This is a genomic window from Vermiculatibacterium agrestimuris, assembly GCF_943193085.1.
Taxonomy (GTDB): Bacteria; Bacillota; Clostridia; order Oscillospirales; family Oscillospiraceae; genus Vermiculatibacterium; species Vermiculatibacterium agrestimuris.
This window is the reverse complement of sequence record NZ_CALPCU010000010.1, coordinates 1-20811: the sequence shown is the minus strand read 5'-3', so window position 1 is coordinate 20811 and position 20811 is coordinate 1. Positions and strand designations below refer to the sequence as shown.

The 20811-nt window shown below is 61.8% G+C and carries 18 protein-coding genes; 4 read left to right on the top strand and 14 right to left on the bottom strand.

Features of this window, described 5'->3' with window-relative positions; translation table 11 throughout:
• Nucleotides 1-7: 7 nt before the first annotated feature.
• From NFR87_RS04935 to NFR87_RS04890, 10 genes are all read right to left on the bottom strand, one after another.
• Nucleotides 8-493 (bottom strand): GNAT family N-acetyltransferase, encoded by a 486-nt coding sequence (locus tag NFR87_RS04935; RefSeq protein WP_251447200.1) that lies wholly within the window; start codon nt 491-493, stop codon nt 8-10.
• Between the two features lie 10 nt (nt 494-503).
• Nucleotides 504-935 (bottom strand): ribose 5-phosphate isomerase B, encoded by a 432-nt coding sequence (gene rpiB, locus NFR87_RS04930; RefSeq protein WP_251447198.1) that lies wholly within the window; start codon nt 933-935, stop codon nt 504-506.
• 13 nt (nt 936-948) lie between these two features.
• The gene (locus NFR87_RS04925; protein WP_251447196.1) at nt 949-1746 is read right to left on the bottom strand and encodes a histidinol-phosphatase HisJ family protein; all 798 of its coding nucleotides are present in this window, start codon (nt 1744-1746) and stop codon (nt 949-951) included.
• A 27-nt stretch (nt 1747-1773) separates the two neighbouring features.
• Nucleotides 1774-4161: a phospholipid carrier-dependent glycosyltransferase gene (locus tag NFR87_RS04920; protein WP_251447194.1), complete on the bottom strand. Its 2388-nt coding sequence runs from the start codon at nt 4159-4161 to the stop codon at nt 1774-1776.
• A 56-nt stretch (nt 4162-4217) separates the two neighbouring features.
• Nucleotides 4218-5360, bottom strand: a complete 1143-nt coding sequence (gene dnaJ / locus NFR87_RS04915) for a molecular chaperone DnaJ (protein WP_251447193.1) — start codon at nt 5358-5360, stop codon at nt 4218-4220.
• A 135-nt stretch (nt 5361-5495) separates the two neighbouring features.
• A complete protein-coding gene (gene dnaK, locus NFR87_RS04910) occupies nt 5496-7349 on the bottom strand; it encodes a molecular chaperone DnaK (RefSeq protein ID WP_251447191.1) in 1854 nt (617 codons plus the stop codon).
• 43 nt (nt 7350-7392) lie between these two features.
• Nucleotides 7393-7953 (bottom strand): nucleotide exchange factor GrpE, encoded by a 561-nt coding sequence (gene grpE / locus NFR87_RS04905; RefSeq protein ID WP_251447189.1) that lies wholly within the window; start codon nt 7951-7953, stop codon nt 7393-7395.
• A 28-nt stretch (nt 7954-7981) separates the two neighbouring features.
• Nucleotides 7982-9043 carry a heat-inducible transcriptional repressor HrcA gene (hrcA, locus tag NFR87_RS04900; protein ID WP_420910704.1) on the bottom strand — a complete coding sequence of 354 codons (1062 nt, stop codon included), beginning with the start codon at nt 9041-9043 and terminating at the stop codon, nt 7982-7984.
• Between the two features lie 195 nt (nt 9044-9238).
• A complete protein-coding gene (locus tag NFR87_RS04895; protein ID WP_251447185.1) occupies nt 9239-10615 on the bottom strand; it encodes an MATE family efflux transporter in 1377 nt (458 codons plus the stop codon).
• A 46-nt stretch (nt 10616-10661) separates the two neighbouring features.
• A complete protein-coding gene (locus NFR87_RS04890) occupies nt 10662-11795 on the bottom strand; it encodes a cysteine desulfurase family protein (protein WP_251447184.1) in 1134 nt (377 codons plus the stop codon).
• Between the two features lie 149 nt (nt 11796-11944).
• Here NFR87_RS04890 and NFR87_RS04885 point away from each other — a divergent pair, with 149 nt between their 5' ends.
• Nucleotides 11945-13390 carry an AAA family ATPase gene (locus NFR87_RS04885; protein WP_251447182.1) on the top strand — a complete coding sequence of 482 codons (1446 nt, stop codon included), beginning with the start codon at nt 11945-11947 and terminating at the stop codon, nt 13388-13390.
• 58 nt (nt 13391-13448) lie between these two features.
• Here NFR87_RS04885 and NFR87_RS04880 read toward each other — a convergent pair whose 3' ends face one another.
• Nucleotides 13449-13844 carry a cytidine deaminase gene (locus tag NFR87_RS04880; protein WP_251447180.1) on the bottom strand — a complete coding sequence of 132 codons (396 nt, stop codon included), beginning with the start codon at nt 13842-13844 and terminating at the stop codon, nt 13449-13451.
• A gap of 24 nt (nt 13845-13868) precedes the next feature.
• The gene (locus NFR87_RS04875; protein ID WP_251447177.1) at nt 13869-15140 is read right to left on the bottom strand and encodes a polysaccharide deacetylase family protein; all 1272 of its coding nucleotides are present in this window, start codon (nt 15138-15140) and stop codon (nt 13869-13871) included.
• 198 nt (nt 15141-15338) lie between these two features.
• Here NFR87_RS04875 and NFR87_RS04870 point away from each other — a divergent pair, with 198 nt between their 5' ends.
• The gene (locus NFR87_RS04870; protein ID WP_251447174.1) at nt 15339-16118 is read left to right on the top strand and encodes a hypothetical protein; all 780 of its coding nucleotides are present in this window, start codon (nt 15339-15341) and stop codon (nt 16116-16118) included.
• 57 nt (nt 16119-16175) lie between these two features.
• Here the strand turns inward: NFR87_RS04870 and NFR87_RS04865 are convergent, their stop codons facing one another.
• The gene (locus NFR87_RS04865; protein WP_251447171.1) at nt 16176-18680 is read right to left on the bottom strand and encodes an excinuclease ABC subunit UvrA; all 2505 of its coding nucleotides are present in this window, start codon (nt 18678-18680) and stop codon (nt 16176-16178) included.
• Between the two features lie 14 nt (nt 18681-18694).
• A complete protein-coding gene (locus tag NFR87_RS04860) occupies nt 18695-18931 on the bottom strand; it encodes a DUF1653 domain-containing protein (RefSeq protein ID WP_338147038.1) in 237 nt (78 codons plus the stop codon).
• Between the two features lie 164 nt (nt 18932-19095).
• Here NFR87_RS04860 and NFR87_RS04855 point away from each other — a divergent pair, with 164 nt between their 5' ends.
• Together NFR87_RS04855 and spoVAC are read left to right on the top strand one after the other, a co-directional pair.
• The gene (locus NFR87_RS04855) at nt 19096-19434 is read left to right on the top strand and encodes a helix-turn-helix domain-containing protein (protein WP_251447168.1); all 339 of its coding nucleotides are present in this window, start codon (nt 19096-19098) and stop codon (nt 19432-19434) included.
• Between the two features lie 131 nt (nt 19435-19565).
• The gene (gene spoVAC, locus NFR87_RS04850) at nt 19566-20009 is read left to right on the top strand and encodes a stage V sporulation protein AC (protein WP_251447166.1); all 444 of its coding nucleotides are present in this window, start codon (nt 19566-19568) and stop codon (nt 20007-20009) included.
• The last annotated feature ends 802 nt before the right edge of the window (nt 20010-20811 follow it).

The window sequence follows — 20811 nt, the reverse complement described above, 5'->3', positions numbered from 1 at the left end:
AGAGGACTCACAGTGCCAGCCGCATCTGGTACCAGGTCACGTCCCCGTGGGTGGAGCCGGAGACGCCCTCGCTGACAAAGCCGAACCTGGAGTAGAAGGGGAGCAGCCGCTCCTTGCAGGTGAGGACGATATCCTCCCGCCCCTGCGCCCTCATATCCCGGATGACCCGCTCCATCAGTTGGCTGGCGCAGCCCCTGCCCCGGAACCGAGGATCGGTGACCACGGAGAAGATCATGAGCCGGCGGCCCGTCTCGTCGTGGAGCTCCGGATGGTCGTACATGTCGTCGGTGAGGTCGGGTTTGTCTGTGAGCATACCGTTGATGAAGGCGATGACGCCGCCTCTGTCGTCCTCAAGGAGCCAGAAGCAGTTGGGAAAGTGCTCCAGCCGACCCCGGAGACTTTCCCTGGAGGCGCCCTCCGCCTTGGGATAGGAGGCGGCCTCGATCGCCGCCAGGACGTCAAGATCCCCCATGACCGCGTGCCTGATATTCATAGCCGTGACCTCACTCCAGATCTCTGAGCTTATCTACCCGCCGCTGGTGGCGGCCGCCCTCGAACTCGGTGTTCAGGAAGACCTCCACGATCCGCACGGCCAGATTGGGCCCCACCATGCCGCCGCCCAGGGCCAGCATATTGGCGTCATTGTGCCGCCGGGTCATCTCGGCGGAGAGGGGATCATGGCACAGGGCGCAGCGGATGCCCCTGACCTTGTTGGCGGCGATGGAGATGCCGATGCCGGTGGTGCAGATGACGATGCCCCTGTCGCACTCTCCTGAGGCCACCGCCCGGGCGGCGGCGGCGCCGAAGTCGGGGTAGTCGCAGGAGTCGGCGGTGTCACAGCCGAAGTCCCTGTAGGGGATGTGGTTTTCCTCCAGATAGGCGATGATGCGGCGCTTCAAATCCAGGCCGCCGTGGTCAGAGCCGAGAGCGAGCATAACAGATTCCTCCTTACAATTTGATAAAATGGGGCTGGCGTTTTTCAAAGACCGCCAGGTCGAAGCCGTATTCCTTCAAAAGGGCCGCCGCCTGGGCGATGCCCTTGCCCACGTCCCGGGGCTCGTGGGCGTCGCTGCCCAGGGTGATGATGCGCCCGCCGCAGTCCCGGTAAAGGGCGAGGGTCTGCCGCCAGTCCTCCACGGTCTGGCCCCGGCAGGTGTTGACCTCAATACCCTTATCATGGGCGATGAGATTGTGGAAAATGCGCTCCAGCTGGGGGAGATAGGCGTCCAGGGTCACGTGGTTGCCATCCCGTATGTTCATGTAGCGCAGGGGATAGATCACATGGCCCACCACGTCGAAGCAGTCCAATTGGGACAGCGCCTCCATGCAGCCGAAGTAGGAGCGCAGGACTTTGTGGCAGATCTCCTCGCAGTCGTAGTTTACATAATAAAAGTCCAGCCCCCCGTCCTCCCGGCTCAGGTTATGGACAGAGCCGATGACAAAGTCCAGCTCGGGGTGGGAGGTGATGCGCTGGGAGAGCGCTGGATCCTCCCAGGCCTCGCCCAGCTCCACACCCATGCGGATGGGGAGAGCCCCGGCGAACTGCGGCCGGGCCAGGGAGAGCTGCTCCTCGATGGGTTTCCAGCGGAAAGAGCTGTCGGGCTGGCCGTGGACGTCCAGCAGGTCGCAATGGTCGGTGACGCAGATGGCGGACATGCCGGCCTTGAGGGCGGCGGCGGCCATATCTGCCAGGGGGGCGCAGCCGTCAGGGGAGCAGAGGGTGTGCATGTGGCAATCGGTTAACATAATTTCACATCCTTGATGCGCTTTTCGTTAAAAGGGCCAGGATTCGATCCACTTGACCAAAGGCTCGTACCAGGTGGGGATGGTCAAGCCGATGAGCACGGGATAAAAGAGTAGATAGAGGGCGGCGGCCAGGGCGGTGAGGCCGTAGACCGGCACCCGCCAGCCCCGGTCTGCCTCCATAAGCCCGTTGAAGAGATAGGTCAGGGCGAAGACCAGGAACAGGATGGAGGGGAAGTAGTGGTACTCAAAGGTGGTGCGGCCAATGAGCCACCAGGGGGCCAGCTGGGAGAGGTAGGCCACGAAAATGAAGGCCGCCTTGCCGTCATACCCCGGGGCGTGGAGGAGCAGGAAGGCGCGCAGGGCCAGATAGAGGAGCAGACAGGCGATGAGAATGATCCAGTTGCGATTGAGCACCTGCCCGGCCTGCTCCGGCCAGAAAGCGTTGTTTTTCTCCAGCTCCGAGTGATAGATGAAAAACAGGGCGGCGAGGCCCAGGGCCGTTAGAAAGGCGGCTTTGCTCCACAGTCTCCGGAAGGAATGGCAGGCGCAGATGAGGATGGCCCCAAGGCCGCCCCAGCAGACCACGGGATTAGCAAAGGCGGCGAAACGGGTGGTGAAGCCGGACACCTCGTTGTCCATATAGTAGAGGATGGGCCGGGCGTTCACGATCCATTGGAACCACCGGGAGGAATAGGGGTGGAAGTCCCCCACGCCCTGGTGGTAGGTGAGCATATCCCACTGGTTTTTGGCCATGATGCCGGCCAGACTGTCGTTGGGGATGGCCGCAGCCCGATAGCCCTCCAGCTTGGAGACCTCCGGGACAAAGAACCGCTCCCACAGGTTTTGGAAGAGTACCGGCAGGCTCCGCCCCGCCCCGGACAGGGTGTTGCCCAGGGACAGATCCACACCCAAAGCCTGGGCGTAGGGGAGGTAGGAGGCGGTATAGATGCAAAGGGGCATTAAAATGAAGCAGAACACGGAGAAGAGAAGGGTCTGGGCCACCCAGAGGCCCCGCTTGACTTCGCTCTCCTCCGGCCAGTCCCGCATTTTCTGGTAGAAGCCCATGAAGTAGACCACCGCCAGGCCCAAAGCGCCGTAGATCACCGTCCACTTGGAGGCCATACCCAGGCCCCACATGAGTCCGGACAGGAACAGGGGCAGGGCACCCCTGGAGAAGGGCGTTCCCGCCGGGAGGGTGAGGTAACGGTACATGAAAAAGTACATGGCGAGGATGAAGAATACGGCATAGGTGTCGATGGTGGCGATCCTCGTCTGGGTCAGGTGCATGAACTCACAGGCGAAAAGGATGGTGCCGCAGGCGGCGGTCGGGGTCTTGCCGAACATGTTTTTCAGGAACACATAGAGGATGGGGAGCATCCCCACTCCAAAGAGCGCGCCCATGAACCGCCAGCCGAAGGGGGTCATGCCGAACAGGCGGATGCCCACGCTCAGGATGAGCTTGCCCAGAGGGGGATGAGTCCACTCGTAGGGATAGACCCCGTTGATGTTTTCCTTGGCGGTGCGGGCGTGATAGATCTCGTCAAAATAGGTGGAGTTGTGCCAGGAGGATCGCTCCGGCACCAGCTCGTCCACGGAGAACAGCTCCGTCAGCGCCTCGGGGATGGGGGAGCCGTCGGCCATGGCCCAGTGGAAGGGGATGGGCTCTCCCGCTTCGTCCAGCAGACACAGCCGGCCCAGCTCCAGGAGGTAGCGGGGCTCGGAGCGGACACTGTCCGGCCCGGAGCGCACCTCCAGATATTTCACCTGGGCGTTGCCGGTGATCCGAAGATAACGTACCTGCGCGGGGGCGTCGGTCTTGACCTCCAGCCACTTAAACAGCTGGTTGTACTTCTGGGTCAGGGCAAAGCTGGGGGAAAAGTCCGCCGCGTCGGCCCAGTAATACCCGGTGACCTTGCTGGCGTCCTCGGGATCTTCCTTCTTTTGCCAGAGCGTATACCAGTTCTCCCCGTCGGCGGAGACCTCCACGTTGTAGGCCCGGCCGTCCTCGCCGGAGACGCGGCCCCCCACGCCCAGGCCGGTGTAGTAGCGGATGCCCTGGACATTGAGAGGCTCGCCGGAGAGGGCGATGGTGACCTGACCTCTCTCCCCGAAGTCGTAGAAATTCTGGGGAGCCCTTGTGTCTCCCAGCTGGAAAAAGGCGGTGACGGCGTAGACCAGGGTGATGAGGAGCGCCGCGATCCGATCTCTCCGCTCCATGGGGTGCAGCTTCCCGGCGAAGGAGAGCCGCTGCTGCGTGGCGGGGATGGAGACGGGCCGGGCCCCCAGCTGGGACAGGAGGCTGTCATGGGCCAGGGGAGAGGCCCCGCCCCGGGCGGCGCAATACCACCACAGGAAGAGGAGCACACAGCCCAGGGTGACCAGGGCGAACAAGATGGAGGGAGTGACGTATCTCATGGAGCGACCTCCGGAGAGTAGAAAATAGTGGGGCAGAGAAATTCTGCCCCACTATTTTACCTTTTCTTCCTGTGCTTGTCAAAAAATCCTTTCGGCTCGGGCGCGTCCTCCCCCATGGCCTTGGCGTAGGCCAGCAGAGCCTCCCGCTGCTCGCCGGTGAGAGAGGTGGGCACCGATACCCGGATGGTGACGAACTGGTCGCCCCGGCCCCGGCCGCTCACCGAGGGGATGCCCTTGCCCCGCAGGCGGAACACCGTCCCCGGCTGGGTGCCGGCAGGCATGTCATACTCCACATTGCCGTCGATGGTGGGAAGGGTGAGCTTTGTCCCCAGCGCCGCCTGGGCGAAGGTGACGGTGTGCTCCATGTAAACCGCCGTCCCATCCCGCCGGAACCTGTCGCTGGGCCGGACGGTGACGGAGATCAGCAGATCCCCTGCGGGGCCGCCGTTGACTCCGGCCCCGCCCTGTCCCCGGAGGGAAATGGCCTGGCCGTTGTCGATGCCGGCGGGGATGGACACGGTGATCTTCCGCTGCTTGCGCACCTGGCCGGAGCCGTGACAGTGGTCGCAGGGCGTGTGGATGATCTTGCCTGTGCCATGGCATCGGGTGCAGGGAGCGGTGGTGGCAAAGGTAAAGGCCCCGCCGCCCCGCTGGATGCGGATGGTGCCCGTGCCGTGGCAGGTGGGACAGGTCTCCGGCGTGGTGCCGCTGGCGCAGCCGCTGCCCTTGCACGCGTCGCAGGTCTCCGCCCGGGAGAGGTTCAGCTCCTTTTCACAGCCGAAGGCCGCCTCCTCAAAGGAGATGGTGACGCTGGCGCGGAGGGTCTCCCCCTTCCGGGGGCCGTTGGGATTGGCCCGCTGCGAACCGCCGAAGCCCCCGCCGAAGAAGGAGCCGAAAATGTCGCCCAGGTCGATGTCCCCCATGTCGAAGCCGCCGAAGCCGCCCCCGGGGCCGCCGCCGAAGGAGGGATCCACTCCGGCGTGACCGTACTGGTCGTAACGGGCGCGCTTTTGTTTGTCAGAGAGAACTTCGTAGGCCTCGTTGACCTCCTTGAATTTGGCCTCGGCCTCCTTGTCGCCGGGGTGGAGGTCGGGGTGGTACTGCTTGGCCATCTTCCGGTAGGCCTTTTTCAGCTCATCATCCGAGGCGCCCCGGGACACCCCCAGGACTTCATAATAATCTCGTTTTTGCTCGGGCATATGTTTGTGCTCACCTCTTCTTACAGCAGGAATGCGGCGGAGCTTTTCCGCCGCTTCCTGTTAGAAAGTCATGTCACGTTGCGCAAGGGTCTGGGCGCTCGGTCGCTTTCCTCGCAGGCCCTTGCTCCACGCTTCTTATTCGTCGTCCACTACCGTGTAGTCCGCGTCCACCACGCCGTCATCGCCGCCGGGGCCGGGCTGCTGAGCGCCGAAGCCGGCGCCGCCCATGTCGGGGCCGGGCTGGCCGGCCTGGGGGTTTGCCTGCTGGTAGAGCTTCTCGGTGATGGGATAGAAGGCCTGGCTCAGCGCCTCGGTGGCGGCCTTGATGGCGGCGCAGTCGCTGCCCTTCAGGGCCTCCTTCAGCTTATTGAGAGCCGCGTCCAGGGTGGACTTGTCGCCGGCTTCCAGCTTGTCGCCCAGCTCCTCGATGGTCTTCTCGGCCTGGTAGACCATCTGCTCGCCCTGGTTGCGCACCTCTACCTCTTCCTTCTTCTTGGCGTCCTCGGCGGCGAACTGCTGGGCCTCCTTCACGGCCTTGTCGATGTCGTCCTTAGACATGTTGGTGGAGGAGGTGATGGTGATGTGCTGCTCCTTGCCGGTGCCCAGATCCTTGGCGGAGACGTTGACGATGCCGTTGGCGTCGATGTCGAAGGTGACCTCGATCTGAGGCACGCCTCTCCGGGCCGGGGCGATGCCGTCCAGATTGAACCGGCCCAGGGTCTTGTTGTACTGGGCCATCTCACGCTCGCCCTGGAGCACGTGGACTTCCACGCTGGTCTGGTTGTCGGCGGGGGTGGTGAAGATCTGGCTCTTCTTGGCGGGGATGGTGGTGTTGCGCTCGATGAGCTTAGTGAACACGCCGCCCATGGTCTCCACGCCTAGGCTGAGGGGGGTGACGTCCAGAAGCAGCAGGCCCTTGGTGTCACCGGTGAACACGCCGCCCTGAAGCGCCGCGCCCATGGCCACACACTCGTCGGGGTTGATGCCCTTGAAGCCCTCTTTCCCGGTGAGCTTCTTTACCATGTCCTGCACGGCGGGGATCCGGCTGGAGCCGCCCACCATCAGGACTTTAGAGATGTCGTTGCCGGAAAGGCCCGCGTCGCTCATGGCCTGGCGTACAGGGCCGGAGGTGGCGTCTACCAGATGGGCGGTGAGTTGGTCGAACTTGGCCCGGGTCAGGGTCAGATCCAGATGCTTGGGGCCGGTGGCGTCGGCGGTGATATAAGGAAGGTTGATGTTGGAGCTGGTGACGCCGGAGAGCTCGATCTTGGCCTTCTCGGCGGCCTCCTTCAGCCGCTGCATAGCCACCTTGTCGCCGCTGAGGTCGATGCCCGTGTCCTTCTTGAATTCAGCAACCATCCAGTCCATGACGCACTTGTCGAAGTCGTCGCCGCCCAGGCGGTTGTTGCCGGCGGTGGCCAACACTTCGATGACGCCGTCGCCGATCTCCAGGATGCTGACGTCGAAAGTGCCGCCGCCCAGGTCATAGACCATGACCTTCTGATCGGACTCCTTATCGATGCCATAGGCCAGGGCCGCGGCGGTGGGCTCGTTGATGATGCGTTTGACGTCCAGGCCCGCGATGCGGCCGGCGTCCTTGGTGGCCTGGCGCTGGGCGTCGGTAAAGTAGGCGGGCACGGTGATGACCGCCTCGGTGACGCTCTCGCCCAAATAGGACTCAGCGTCGCTCTTGAGCTTCTGCAGGATCATGGCGGAGATCTCCTGCGGGGTGTAGGCTTTGCCGTCGATGGTGACCTTGTAGTCGCTGCCCATCTCCCGCTTAATGGAGGCCACGGTGCGGTCAGGGTTGGTCACTGCCTGCCGCTTGGCCACCTGGCCCACCATCCGCTCGCCCTCCTTGGAGAAGGCCACCACGGAAGGGGTGGTGCGGTTGCCCTCGGCGTTGGCGATGACGGCGGCCTCGCCGCCCTCCATCACCGCCACGCAGGAATTGGTCGTACCCAGGTCGATCCCGATGATCTTAGACATAATAGATTCCTCCAGTGTATCGTAAATTTTCTTTTCAACGATGTTAATTTGCTACCTGTACCATAGCGAAGCGGATGACCTTGTCACCCAGCTTGAACCCCGCCTGGAAGACCTGGGAGACCACGTTCTCTTCCAGAGTCTCGTCCTCAATGTGCATCACCGCGTTGTGGATGTTGGGGTCAAAGCTCTGGCCGGCGGCGTCGATCTCGGTGACGCCCAGGCTTTCAAAGGCCTTGCGCAGTCCCGCCATGGTCATCTCCACGCCCTTTTTGTAGGCCTCGTCGGTGGTCTCCTGCTGGAGGGCCCGCTCCAGGTTGTCAAAGACGGGGAGCAGGGCCTTCACCGCGTCGGCGGTGGCGTCGGCGTAGAGCGCATCCTTCTCCTGCTTGGAGCGGCGGCGGAAGTTGTCATACTCGGCGCACAGGCGCAGGAATTTGTCCTCCTGGTCGGCGATCTGCGCGCGCAGAGCCTCCGTCTCGTCGGGGACGGCAGGGGCCTCGGCCTCCTCCGGCTGGACTTGGGCCTCGGGCTGAACATCCTCGGTGGGGACGACGGTCTGCTCCTCGGCCTCGGGAGCCGCGGTCTTTTTCTCTTTTTTGCTCATGGGCAAACGAGCCTCCTAAGTGTTGGTTTTATTTGGGATCCTCTGTTCCCGGCGGAAGCCCTCCCTGGCTGACGATCCAGGAAAGGCCCTTGGCGAAATAGGAAAGCCGGGCGGAGATCTTGGCGTAATCCATTCGGGTGGGGCCCACCACACCGATGAGGCCCCGCATCCCGTCGCCCAGGTCGTAGCTTGCCATGACCACGCTGGAGTCCTTCAGTGCCTCGGCCACGTTCTCCGGGCCGATGACGATGTCGGCACCCACGCCGCTCTGCTCACCCAGGGAGAAGGGACGGAACTCCTCCTCGGAGAGGAAGCTCATGAGGGGCTGAGCCTTTTCCAGGCTCTGATACTCCGGATGATCCAGCAGATTGGCGATGCCCGCGGTGTGGACACTGCGCCGGGTCAGCTCCTCCAGCACCTCGCCGGCAAAGCTCACCACCAGCTCGATGAGGTCGTAGGCCTCCTGGGCGGCGTGCTGTGCCACCCGCAGCAGCTCCGGGGAGAGCTGAGCCAGAGTCAGGCCGGTGAAGCCGGTGTTCAGAAGGGTTCCCAGCATTTGCAGCTGGGCCTGGCTGAACTCCCGGTCCAGACGGAAGAGCTTGTTTCGCACCACGTTGGTGTCAGTCATCACCACGGCGATGAAGGCGTTTTGCTCCACCAGAAGAAGATCGAACCGGCGGATGGTCACCTGCTCCGGCGCGGCGGCCAGGGCGAAGGCGGGGTATTGGGTCAGCTTGGCCACCACCCGGCCCGCCTCGTCGATGACCTTATCCAGCGCCTTCATGCGCATGTGAAGAGCGGCGTTGATCCGATCGGTCTCCTGCATGGAGAGCTTGTACTCGTCCATCAGCTCGTTGACGTAGAGCCGGTAGCCCTTGGGGGAGGGGATGCGCCCCGCGGAGGTGTGGGGCTGCTCCAGATAGCCCTGCTCCTCCAGATCCGCCATGTCGTTGCGGATAGTGGCGGAGGAGACGTTGAGCCCCGCCAGGTCGGCCACCGCCTTGGAGCCGATGGGCTCGGCGGTCTGGACGTAGCTTTCGATGACGGCCCGGAGTATTTTCTTTTTTCTCTCGCTCAGATCCAAGACCATCACCTCAGTGTCGTTTTAGCACTCGCAACTCCTGAGTGCTAATATAATGTACCACCGGCAGGGAATAAAGTCAATAGCTGGGGTTGTAAATAAAATATGAATTCTGCAATGAAATTGCGAAAAAAAGACGGCGGACGCCTCTGCGTGGAGAGACGTCCGCCGTTAGCGGAGAGGGGGTGGGATTGCCAAAAGGACTTAACTGACGGTCACATCCCGGATCCAGACCCCGGAGCGCAGCCGGGCCACGCCGAAGAAGAACTTGATAACGTTGTCCAGGGAGATGCACAGGCAAACCGCCAGGATACCCCACTGAAACACCAGGCCAGACAGGGCGGCCAGGGGGATGGACACCAGCCACAGGGAGCTTAGGTCGATAAGGGAGGCAGCCCGCACATCGCCGCCTCCCCGGAGCACGCCCACCACGTTAGTGGTGTTGAAGGAGCGTACCGACAGGAAGGAGAAGGTGACTACGCTCATCATGGCCGCGATGTCGGCGGCCTGGTCGGAGAGGTGGAAGAAGGGGTAGACCACCGGCCGGAAGAAGAGGAAGGTGAGGCCGATCATCGTCAGTCCCGCGATAAGTCCGGTCAGAAAGGCCAGGGTATTCAGGGCCAGGCCCACGTCGTAGACCGTTTCCCGCCGCCCTGCGCCGATCTCGTTGCCGATGATGATGGCGGTGGTGCCGCCCACGGCGAAGACCAGAGAGGTGGCCAGTTTTTCAATGTTGCCGGAGATGCCGTAGGCAGCCAGAATGGCCTGAGAACCGGCCATGTGGCCCATAATGGTGGGGTAGAGGGCGGTGCCCAGACCCCAGAAGGTCTCGTTGAAGAGCACCGGGGTGGCGTAGTGGATGTACCGGCGAAGCATGGCCCTGCTGGGGCGCAGGAGTTGGGCGGGCTTGAGACGGAAGCGCTTATTCAAGAGAATGTGGAGCAGGGCGATGAGGAACTGGAGGATTCGGGCCATCAACGTGGCCAGGGCGGCGCCCTCCACTCCCATGGCGGGGGCGCCCAGCTTGCCGAAGATGAACACCCAGTTAAAGAAGGTATTGCTCAGCACCGACACCGCCAGGATATAGAGGCCAAGCTTGGGGTTGGCCATGGAGCGGTGGGCGGCGATGTACACCTCAGACAGGCCGCCGAAGAAGATGGAGAAGGCCACGATACGGATGTATTGGGCGGCCGTGCCCACGACAACGGCATCATTGCCGAACAGCCCCATAAACTCCAGGGGGAAGAAGCACATGATACAGCCGAAGAGCAGAGTCAGCCCCCCGGAGATGTAGAAGGCAATGCCCAGCACCTGGTTGATGGAGTCCTCGTCATTTTTGCCGTAGAACTGGCTGATGAGCACCGACGAGCCGCTCTGGAAGCCGAAGATCATCAGCTGCTCAACAAAGATGGGGATGTTGGCCATAGTGACGGCGGCCAGGGGGGTCTCACCCAGCATGCCGACCATGAAGGTGTCCAGCAGACCCATGGAGGTGGTGATAAGGTTTTGCAGGACGATGGGGATGGCCAGGGACAGGACAGTCCGGTAAAAGTCCCTGCCCCGCTTCATATAGGAAAACAAAAAATCACCTCATTTAAGGAAAGGCCGTCCGCAAAAGGCCGAAGGATCATTCAAAAAGAAGCGTCCGCTTCTCGCACATATGCCCCACCAGCGCTGCCAGCTCGTCCACCTCTTCCCTGGTGCTCTCCGGGCCGAAGGAGAGGCGCAGCGCCCCCAGGCGCACCTTGGGAGGAAGGGGCATGGCGGCGAAGACATGGCTGGGCTTGCCCCGGTGGCAGGCGGAGCCGGAGGAGATGCAGACACCCTGGCCGCCAAGGGCCTCCACCACCGACTGGCCGGAGAAGTCGGGCAGGGACAGGGCCAGAATGTGGGGGGCGTCTCCCCGGCTGATGAGCGTCACGCCGGGGATGGGGGCGAGGGTCTCGGCGGCGTAGTCCCGCACGGAGCGGATATGGGCAGAGAAGCCCGGCTCCCAGGCCGCCACTGCGGCGGCAAAGGCGGCGATCTGGGCGGTGGGCTCGGTGCCGGGGCGCAGGCCGCCCTCCTGGCCGCCGCCCAGCATCAGGGGCGGCAGTTTGGAGATGAGCTCCTTTCTGATATAAAGGGCTCCAATACCCTTGGGGGCCCGGATCTTATGACCGCAGACGGTCACCAGGTCGGCCCCCAGCTCCTTGGGGGTGAAGGGCACCTTCAGGAAGCCCTGCACCGCGTCGGTGTGCAGAAGGGCGGGAGAGCCCGCGGCCTTGATGGCCCCGGCGGCGGCCTGTATGGGGAGGATGGCCCCAGTCTCGTTGTTCACCAGCATCATGGACACCAGGATGGTGTCGGGGCGGATGGCGGCGCAGACCGCCTGGGGGTCGATATGACCCTCTCTGTCCGGGGAGAGGAAGGTGACCTCAAAGCCTTGACGCTGAAGGGCCTTCATGGGCTGGAGCACCGCGTCGTGCTCAATGGCGGTGGTGACGATATGGTTCCCCTTTTTCCGGTTCAGTTCCACGGCGGCGGAGATGGCCCAGTTGTCCCCCTCGGTGCCGCAGGAGGTGAAGAAAAGCTCTTGGGGCAGGCACCCCAAGGCCTTGGCGATGACGGCCCGGTCAGCCTCCCGCCGCTGGGCGGCCTCCTTGCCGATAGGGTACAGGGAGGAGGGGTTGCCGAAGCCCGCCGTCATGGCTTCCGCCGCGGCCTGGACGGCCTCGGGACAGACGGGGGTGGTGGCGGCGTGATCGAAATAGATGGACATGGCGTTTCCTCCTTCCAAGAACAGTAATTGCCATTGTAATGCGGAAAGTGGGGAAAGTCAAGAGCAGGAGAAATCCCCCTGCTTCTTTGTTGCAAAATGGGGATGCAGGGGCTATAATGAAGAACAATAGGAAGTTGAGGTGACCGGCTATGAAAACACCGCTTTCGCCGGCGGAGGTACACAAGCAGTATGAGGAGGGGGTAGGGGCCTTCATCCGCTCCGTCCCCGACGCCGCCCTCCGGGTGCGGCTGAAGGGGGAGGTGGACGATTTCTTCCGCTCCGCCGCCCTGGGCGTGTGGAAGGCGGACGGCGGCCCGGTGACCCCCGGCTACGTGGAGTACTATAACGCCCTCTATCTCCGGGGCAACCCCGCCCCGTCCATCCTTTTCTGGGAGCTGGGCACCAGTGTGGCCAACAGCCCGAGCTTCCAGAGTCCCGACTTCTTCCACCGGATGCGGGCGGTGGATAAGGTCTCCAAAAGTCAGCTCTCCCGCCGGTTCATCGACCTCTATACCCTCATGGCCCTGCTCTTTGCCTCGGTGGACGGAGTGGTGAGCGATCCGGAGGCAGGTTATGTAAACCAATGCGCCGACGCCCTCACCCGCCTGTGCGACAAAGATGGGCTGGAGGGGGGCAAGACTCCCCTGGACGCCAGGGATTTCGTCACCGCCAAGCCAATGGCGGGGGCTGACGGATCCCCGGCGGCCGCCTCCGCGCCCGGAGGGGAAGAGGCGGCACAGCAGGCCCCGGCGGAGCCGGAGGAGACCCTGGAGGAGCTGATGGCGGAGCTGGACGGCCTGTGTGGGCTTGACAAGGTGAAGGCCGACGTGAAAAGCCTGGTGAACCTGGTGAAGGTGCGCAAGCTCCGGGAGAAGGAGGGGCTTCCCGTGCCGCCCCTGTCCCTCCACCTGGTATTCATGGGCAACCCCGGCACGGGCAAGACCACAGTGGCCCGGCTGCTCAGCAAGCTCTACCACGCCATCGGGGTGCTCTCCAAGGGCCAGCTGGTAGAGGTAGACCGCTCCGGCTTGGTGGCGGGGTTCGTAGGGCAGACTGCGCTCAAGACCCAGGAGGTCGTCGCCAAAGCGCTGGGGGGCGTGCTTTTTATCGACGAGGCCTACGCCCTCACCAGCCATACCGGCCAGAACGATTTTGGCCAGGAGGCGGTGGAGGTGCTGCTTAAAAGTATGGAGGATCACCGGGACGATCTGGTGGTCATCGTGGCGGGATACACCGATTTGATGGCCGACTTCATCCACTCCAATCCCGGACTGGAGAGCCGGTTCAACAAGTATTTTTATTTTGAGGACTATACCGGCCAGGAGCTGTTCCAGATCTTCCAGTCCATGTGCGAGAAGAACGGCTACGCCTTGGACGGGGAGGCCCAAACCTACGCCAAGCAGGTCTTGACGGAGATGTACGAAGACCGGGACGAGAACTTCGGCAATGCCAGGGACGCCCGGAATTTCTTCGAGCGCAGTGTGGCCTGCCAGTCCGACCGGGTGGCGGCGCTGGAGGCGGTGGACAAGGACGCCCTCATGGCGCTCACGGCCGCCGACCTGAAAAAGGCGGCGGGAGACAAGGTGGAGAGCTGAATGGAATAAAAAAAGGACGCCACCTCCAGGCGGAGGGGGCGTCCTTTTTACATATCGCTCAGTTCAGGCTCTTGGGGCCGAAGCCATGGGGGAGCAGCTCCGCAAAGGAGAGCTTGACGAAGCTGCGATCGGCTTTGCCCACCAGGAACTCCAGGTCGGGAGCAAACTCATAGAGCATCTGGCGGCAGGAGCCGCAGGGCCAGCAGTAGTTCTCCGACTCACCCACCACGGCGATGCGGACGAGATCGTCCCGGTGGCCCTCGCTCACCGCCTTGACCAAGGCGGTGCGTTCGGCGCAGATGGTGGAGCCGTAGGCGGCGTTTTCGATGTTGCAGCCGGTGAACACCGTGCCGTCGGCGCAGAGGATAGCGGCCCCCACAGGGAACTTAGAGTAGGGGACATAGGAACGCTTCAGCATGTCATAGGCCAGGTCGGCCAGTTCGCGGTCAGTCATGGAAAAGCTCCTTTCAATAGAAATTTACCAACTCCAGGTAACGCCCAGGTTGGGACGCACGTCCAGGTCAATGATCTCCCGGCAGTCGTAGAACTGGATATACTGTTGGAGGGTCTTGCCGCTCCTGCCGCCCCGGAGAGTGGTGCCGTCGGGATGGAGCCGGTCGCAGATCACAGCGGAGATGGTGGTCTTCACCTGGGAATAGGAACTGATGCCCACGCTGGCGAAGATGCGGAAGCCGAAGCTCTGGAGCCATTTGAACTGCTCGCCGTAGCTCTCGCCCTGGTCGTGGTCGCCGTCAGGCCGGGCGCCGTGGGGATAGAAGAGAATGTTGGTGGGGCCCACCAGACTGCCCACTTCCTCCTCCCAGCGTTTGGTGTCCCGCTGGATGCGCTCCATAGAGCTGTTGGCCAAATTGATATGGCCCCAGGTGTGGGAACCGAAGTACCAGCCGGTCTCCTTCAGTCGCTGGATAATGGGCTTCACCGCATCCCGCTCCTTCTCCCGGTTGGCGTCGAAGTCGGGGCGGGCAGGGTCATCCGCCTTAATGTCGATGTCGTTCTGGGTGCGGTAGCCCAGGATGCCCTGGTAGCCGGTGAGGGAGAGGCAGCCCTTGACGCCGTTGAGAGAAAAGTCGGGATGCTCCCGGACAAATTTGTCCAAAATAGTGATGGCGTCCAAGTCCTGAGTCAGGAAGGTCTCTCCGGTATAGGGGTCGGTGCACTCGGCCCAGATCTCCCCGTCGGAGCCAAGCACCAGCTTGGAGGTGAAGCCCTCCTCCAGCATATAGTCATAATAGTTGGTGTCGTCAAAGGATATGATAAGGGGCTTTTTCCCCTCAGGGATCATAAGTGTGTTGCGCTGCATCCGGGCCACACCGTTTTCATCGGTGACCTCGCTCCACACATCGTTCATGCTCACCATGATATAGCCTTTGTCGTAGACGCTTTGCAGGATCTTATTGTACTCGTCCACCGTGACCATCCAGTCGTCCAGGCCCTCCTTCTGGGACTGGGAGGAGGGACAGTCGTGGAAGGCCCACTGGGGATAGGCGATGACCGGATGGAAGAAGAGATGCTCCACCACCTGGTCGGGGCCCCAGGGCACCAGAGGCACAGGAGGCGTGGTGGGCTGGACGCTGTCCTCCGGGACGGGCTCCTCTGTGGCGGTGGGCACAGGTTCGGGAGAGGGAGAGGCGGAAGCGGCGGCGTTGGGGTCGCCTCCGCCACAGGCGCCAAGGGTAAACACGAGGGAGAGGGCCAACAAAAGCGCCGTTCCCTTTCTGGAGTGAAGCATTGGGTCACATTCCTTTCTCTTTGTTCGTACTGTACCCATTATAGCTGGATATAAGGAAAAAACAACAACAAAACGCTTACAATTTTATGAAGACGGAGCCCTCGGTTTTTTCTGTTGCAAAAATGGTTATTTTCTGTTAAAATAGGCAAGAATGAACTCACCCGCCCTTTTGGCCGGGGATTCACAGGAGATGTGCAAATGGATAAAAACGTGAAGCAAGCGAAGCTGGCCAAGGCGAAAGCTGAGGAGGCCGCACTTAACCGCATCCTGTGCTGGATGGTGGGGGGCGTGGTGCTGGAATTCTTCCTGCTCCTGCTCAATCGTTATGTTATATACAGTAAGGTGTCCGAGTACGCCATCCACACGGCGGTGTGCACCGCTATGAAGATCCTGGCGGTAGCCGCACTGGTGTGTGCGGCGGCGGCGGGGTACTGGTGGAAAAACGTCAGGAGCGCAGGCAAGAAGAGCACGCTGCCCGGTGGGCTGTGCCTGTTCCTCATCGGGCTTTCCCTGTGCTGCTTTGGGGTGTGGTTTTTCTACAACATGAGCAACTTCCGGGGCGTGGAGCTGCTGCTCTACGTGGTGCCTGTGGTGGTCGTTCTGGCGCTCGTCTACTATCTCTATCAGCGGGAATTCTTCTTTATCGCCTGCGGCGGCGTGTTGGCGCTGCTGGGCGTTTGGGGCGCGGGACACTCCACCATCTTCTACGCCTATGTGGCGCTGTCTGTGGTGCTGGTGCTTCTGGGCGCGCTGCTGACCAGGAAGGCCCAGAGCGGCCAGGGCCTGGTGGAGTGGCAGGGCAAGAGCCTGCGGATCTTTGGTAAGGACGCCAACTACGCCTTGCTCTACACCGGCGCGGCGGTGGCGCTTGGGGTGCTCATCGTCAGCCTGTTCAGCGTGCCCTCTGTGGTGCTGTACGGAGCGGTGGCGGCCTGGCTTCTGATCATGGCGGTCTACTACACCGTGAAGCTGATGTGACAGCCGGCGAAAATGAGAGAATAAAAAAGAGCGCTTCCCGGCAGGGAAGCGCTCTTTTCATATCTCCCGCAGATATCTGCCTGTGACGCTCTCCTGATCTTGAGCCAGAAGCGCGGGTGGCGCGGCGGCCACGATCCGGCCTCCCGCCTCGCCGCCGCCCGGGCCCATGTCGATGACGTAGTCGGCGCTGCGGATCACGTCCAGGTCGTGCTCGATGACTACCACGGTGGCCCCCTGCGCCATGAGGGTGCGGAACACCTCCAGCAGGGTCTCCACATCCAGAGGATGGAGGCCGATGGTGGGCTCGTCGAAGACGAAGAGGGAGTCGCCCTGGGCCCTGCCCATTTCACTGGCCAGCTTCAGCCGCTGGGCCTCGCCGCCGGAGAGGCTGGGGGTGGCCTCCCCCAGGGTCAGGTAGCCCAGACCCAGGTCGTGCAAGACCTGCAGCCGTTGAGCCACCAGCTTTATCTCCTTGCAGGCGATCAGGGCGGCGTCCACGTCCATGGCCATGAGCTGGGGCAGCGACCAGCTTTCCCCTGCCCTGGTGGGATAGGTCACGTTTTCAGCCTGTCTGGCATACCGGGAACCATGGCAATCGGGACAGGGGATATCCACGTCGGGGAGGAACTGTACATCCAGGCTGATGACCCCGGTGCCGTCGCACACCGGACAGCGCAGGGCGCCGGTGTTGTAGGAAAAGTCCCCTGCCTTGAGCCCCAGAGCCTTGGCCTGGCTCTGGCGGGCAAAGAACTTGCGCAACTCGTCGTGGATGTTGGCATATGTGGCCACAGTGGAGCGGACGTTGACGCCGATGGGGGTGGCGTCGATGAGTTTCACCTGCCGGATCCCGCCGCAGTCTACCTCGCGGACATGCGGGGGAAGCGTCGACCCGGCGGCGGCGCGCGCCAGGCCGGGGACAAGACTGTCCAAAATAAGGGTGGTCTTACCGGAGCCGGAGACTCCGGTGACCACGGTGAGTCTGCCCTTGGGGATGTCCGCCTCCAGGGGCTTTACCGTATGGATGGCTTCGGTGGACAGGTGGATCCGTCCAGTGGAAAAGAGCTCCGGGGAGGATAGCGGCGGTTTTATTACGGCGCCCCGCCGCCCGGAGAGGAAGGGGCCGATCATGGAGGCGGGGTCAGCCGCCAGGGCCGCCGTCGTCCCCTGGGCGATGATCCGTCCGCCGCCGGAGCCGGCCTGGGGGCCCAGCTCCACGATCCAATCGGCGTGGGAGAGGATCTGGATGTCGTGATCCACCAGCAAAACGGAGTTGCCGTCGGCCACCAGGTCGTCCATGACGGCGGTGAGGCCCGCCATATTGGCGGGGTGGAGGCCGATGGAGGGCTCGTCCAGCACGTAGAGAACGCCGGTGGTGCGGTTGCGCACGGCCCGGGCCAGCTGCATCCTCTGCCGCTCCCCGGTGGAGAGGGTGGCGGAGGCGCGGTCTAAGGTGAGGTAGCCCAGGCCCAGATCCATGAGCCGTTTGGCGGAGAGGTGAAAAGAGTCGCAGATGCTCCGGGCCATGGGGCCCATCTCCGGCGGCAGGGAGGCCGGAACGCCCTCCACCCAAGCCGTCAGCTGCTCCAGGGTCATCTGGCAGGCCTCGTCCAGTGAGATGCCCCGGAGCCTGGGAGCCCTGGCGGCCTCGGAGAGGCGAGTGCCCCCGCAGTGGGGGCAGAGCTCCTGCTTTAAGAATTTCTCCACCCGTTTCATGCCCTTTTCGTCCTTGACCTTACGCAGGGCGTTTTCCACGGTGTAGACGGCGTTATAGTAGGTGAAGTCCAGCTCCGCGGCGTCGTTGGAGTCCTTCGGCTTATAGAAGATGTGCTTTTTTTCGGCTGGGCCGTTGAAGACGATGTCCCGCTCCGCCTGGGTCAGCTCCCGGAAGGGCACGTCGGTGCGCACCCCCATGGCCCGGCACACGTCGGTCATCAACGACCACATGAGGGTGCGCCAGGGGAGCACGGCCCCCTCGTCGATAGAGAGAGACTCGTCAGGCACCAGGGCGGCGCGATCCACGCTTTGGATCACACCGGTGCCGCCGCAGGCGCGGCAGGCGCCCTGACTGTTGAAGGACAGCTCCTCTGCGCTGGGGGCGAAGAACGTTTCTCCACATTCCGGGCAGGTGAGCGCCTGGCCCGCCGCCACCGCCAGGGTGGGCGGCAGAGCATGGCCCTTGGGGCAGCGGTGGCTGGCCAGCCGGGAGAACATGAGCCGCAGAGAGTTCAAAAGCTCTGTGCCTGTGCCGAAGGTGCTGCGGATACCGGGGACACCCGGCCGCTGGTGGAGGGCCAGGGAGGCGGGGATGTAGAGCACGTCGTCCACTTGGGCCTTGGCGGCCTGGGACATCCGCCTTCTCGTATATGCGGAAAGAGAGTCCAGATAGCGGCGGGAGCCCTCGGCGTAGAGCACCCCCAGGGCCAGAGAGGATTTTCCCGAGCCGGAGACCCCGGCCACCCCGACGATCTGGTTCAGGGGGATATCCACGTCGATGTTTTTCAAATTGTGCACCCGCGCGCCCCGGACTTGGATAAACTGGGGCGCGGCTGTTTTTTCGCCCATGGCGGCCTCCTGCATTAAAAGCCTTCCGTTTCCAGCTGAAAGCGGTATTTCTGCCCCGCCTGGGGATACTTTTCGTGATCCACCTCAGACAGAAACATATCCAGCGGCCGGACATAATAGCCAAAGTCTCCGTAGAGGGCCTGGTAGACCACCATAGGCTCCTGGGTCTCCGAGTGGAGGGCGGTAAAGAGGGCTTTGTACTTGTTTCCCTTAAAGTGGGTGTAGATAGCGCCGGGCTTCAGCTCCCGCATGAGATCATCTCCTTTTTGATTGCTCCTATCATAGCACAGGGGGAGAAAAAAGGGAAGAAAAAGGGCGCGCAACCGGAGGGCAACCAATTTTTTCGGCATAGTTGGTGGAACCGGGTGGTTTTTATGCTATACTGAAAACAGTTGAAAAAAGGAGGAATGTTCCAATGCGCTTCAATCTTATCGTATTTCCCATCATTCTGATGATATACGGGGTATTTTTCTATGTGGTCTACCTGGTCATCAAGGCCCTGCGAAAGTACATCAGCGACGGCGGCAGCCGGCCGGAGACCGCCGCCGTGCGCAAAAGCCTGGGGGAGACAATCAAGACCCATCGGCTGGAGCGAAACATGACCCAGGAATTTGTGGCGGAGCGGCTGGGAGTCTCCCGCCAGGCGGTGAGCAAGTGGGAGAGCGGAGCTTCGGAGCCCAGCACCTCCAACCTGCTGGCCCTGGCGAAGCTCTTTGAGATCTCCGCGGAGGAGCTGCTCCGGGGCGTGGAGTGAAAAAATTTCAGAGGAACTCTATCTCCGGGAAACCGATCCGGAAAGAGCCTGCGCCCTCTCTTAGCCTGGGCAAAAAATGAATAAAACGGACAAAGCGCGCCAAACTATTTCCAAAAGGGAGGCGTGTGAGTATGGATATGACCAACACCGATTACGGCAAATATGTCAACAGTAAATCCAAGTCCTCGCCCAGCGGGAAAAACTGCGTCTGGGCCTTCTGTGTAGGCGGGCTTATCTGTGTGCTGGGCCAGGGACTGATGAATTTGTTCAAGTCCTGCGGCCTGGGCCCGGACGAGGCGGGGGCGGCCACCTCTATTTCCCTCATCTTCCTGGCGGCGGTGCTGACAGGGCTGGGGCTGTTTGACAAGATCGCAAAGCACGCCGGGGCGGGAACGCTGGTGCCCATCACCGGCTTTGCCAACGCGGTGGTCTCGCCGGCCCTGGAATTTAAAAGCGAGGGCCTGGTGATGGGCGTGGCGGCCAAGATGTTCGTCATCGCCGGGCCGGTGCTGGTCTTCGGGATCAGCGCCAGCGTGATCTACGGCGTTTTACTGGTATTGCTGGGCTTGGGATGAGCGCGGGGCGGCCTTGAGGCCGCCCTTTTTTCTTATGGAAAAATTTTTTATAAAAAATCCATAAAAACATATTGACAAACTCGTGAGTTTCCTGTACAATGTAGCCAGAACGAAAGAGGTGAATCCAATGGGCTAAGAAGTCCAGCCAGAAAAACCCTTTCTGGAAGGGGCGGCCAACAGCGTCCCGGCGAAGCGAGATCCGAACCGGCGATTTCCCAGCGAGAACAGACCCACCCCATCTCACGTGTGTGAGCGAAGCACCGGCAAGACCATCTGAAGCGAAGTATCGTTGAAGAAGGAAGACCGAAGTGCACCAAGAGGGAAACGGCAGCTGTGAAGTGAGAAATGCGTCCAGTTCCAAAGTCTCAGCCAAGCGAACATCCTGCAGAAAGCGAGGTAAAGTAAATTGATCGAACCCAACCAGTGGTAACCCCCCGGTCACATTGGATGGCCGGGGGGTAAATGTTTTCTGGGGGTTTAAGAGGTATATTTATATAAGGTAGGAGACATAAAAAGGTTGACATAATTTGAAAGCGAAAAAAAGTGGGAAATAAGCTGGAAAAAAGTGTTGACTTTTAATTTGAGGTCTGGTATATTATCCGAGCGTCTGTCGAAAAGTCAAGGGTTTTCAAGGACTTCGAAAAAAATTCGAAAAATTGAAAAAAGTGCTTGACAAAAGCTGCGCTCTGTGGTAGAGTAATCAAGTTCGCAGCGAAAACGACTGCGCGGCGTGCACCTTGTAAATTAAACAACGTGAAGACAAGACAACACCAGAAGAGGACGGAAGTCCTTTTCACAAGTG

What these genes read in the sequence shown, in the direction of transcription:
- NFR87_RS04935 (WP_251447200.1), bottom strand. Translation starts at nt 493, where the DNA reads ATGAATATCAGGCACGCGGTCATGGGGGATCTTGACGTCCTGGCGGCG.
- rpiB (WP_251447198.1), bottom strand. Translation starts at nt 935, where the DNA reads ATGCTCGCTCTCGGCTCTGACCACGGCGGCCTGGATTTGAAGCGCCGC.
- NFR87_RS04925 (WP_251447196.1), bottom strand. Translation starts at nt 1,746, where the DNA reads ATGTTAACCGATTGCCACATGCACACCCTCTGCTCCCCTGACGGCTGC.
- NFR87_RS04920 (WP_251447194.1), bottom strand. Translation starts at nt 4,161, where the DNA reads ATGAGATACGTCACTCCCTCCATCTTGTTCGCCCTGGTCACCCTGGGC.
- dnaJ (WP_251447193.1), bottom strand. Translation starts at nt 5,360, where the DNA reads ATGCCCGAGCAAAAACGAGATTATTATGAAGTCCTGGGGGTGTCCCGG.
- dnaK (WP_251447191.1), bottom strand. Translation starts at nt 7,349, where the DNA reads ATGTCTAAGATCATCGGGATCGACCTGGGTACGACCAATTCCTGCGTG.
- grpE (WP_251447189.1), bottom strand. Translation starts at nt 7,953, where the DNA reads ATGAGCAAAAAAGAGAAAAAGACCGCGGCTCCCGAGGCCGAGGAGCAG.
- hrcA (WP_420910704.1), bottom strand. Translation starts at nt 9,043, where the DNA reads ATGGTCTTGGATCTGAGCGAGAGAAAAAAGAAAATACTCCGGGCCGTC.
- NFR87_RS04890 (WP_251447184.1), bottom strand. Translation starts at nt 11,795, where the DNA reads ATGTCCATCTATTTCGATCACGCCGCCACCACCCCCGTCTGTCCCGAG.
- NFR87_RS04885 (WP_251447182.1), top strand. Translation starts at nt 11,945, where the DNA reads ATGAAAACACCGCTTTCGCCGGCGGAGGTACACAAGCAGTATGAGGAG.
- NFR87_RS04880 (WP_251447180.1), bottom strand. Translation starts at nt 13,844, where the DNA reads ATGACTGACCGCGAACTGGCCGACCTGGCCTATGACATGCTGAAGCGT.
- NFR87_RS04875 (WP_251447177.1), bottom strand. Translation starts at nt 15,140, where the DNA reads ATGCTTCACTCCAGAAAGGGAACGGCGCTTTTGTTGGCCCTCTCCCTC.
- NFR87_RS04870 (WP_251447174.1), top strand. Translation starts at nt 15,339, where the DNA reads ATGGATAAAAACGTGAAGCAAGCGAAGCTGGCCAAGGCGAAAGCTGAG.
- NFR87_RS04865 (WP_251447171.1), bottom strand. Translation starts at nt 18,680, where the DNA reads ATGGGCGAAAAAACAGCCGCGCCCCAGTTTATCCAAGTCCGGGGCGCG.
- NFR87_RS04860 (WP_338147038.1), bottom strand. Translation starts at nt 18,931, where the DNA reads ATGCGGGAGCTGAAGCCCGGCGCTATCTACACCCACTTTAAGGGAAAC.
- NFR87_RS04855 (WP_251447168.1), top strand. Translation starts at nt 19,096, where the DNA reads ATGCGCTTCAATCTTATCGTATTTCCCATCATTCTGATGATATACGGG.
- spoVAC (WP_251447166.1), top strand. Translation starts at nt 19,566, where the DNA reads ATGGATATGACCAACACCGATTACGGCAAATATGTCAACAGTAAATCC.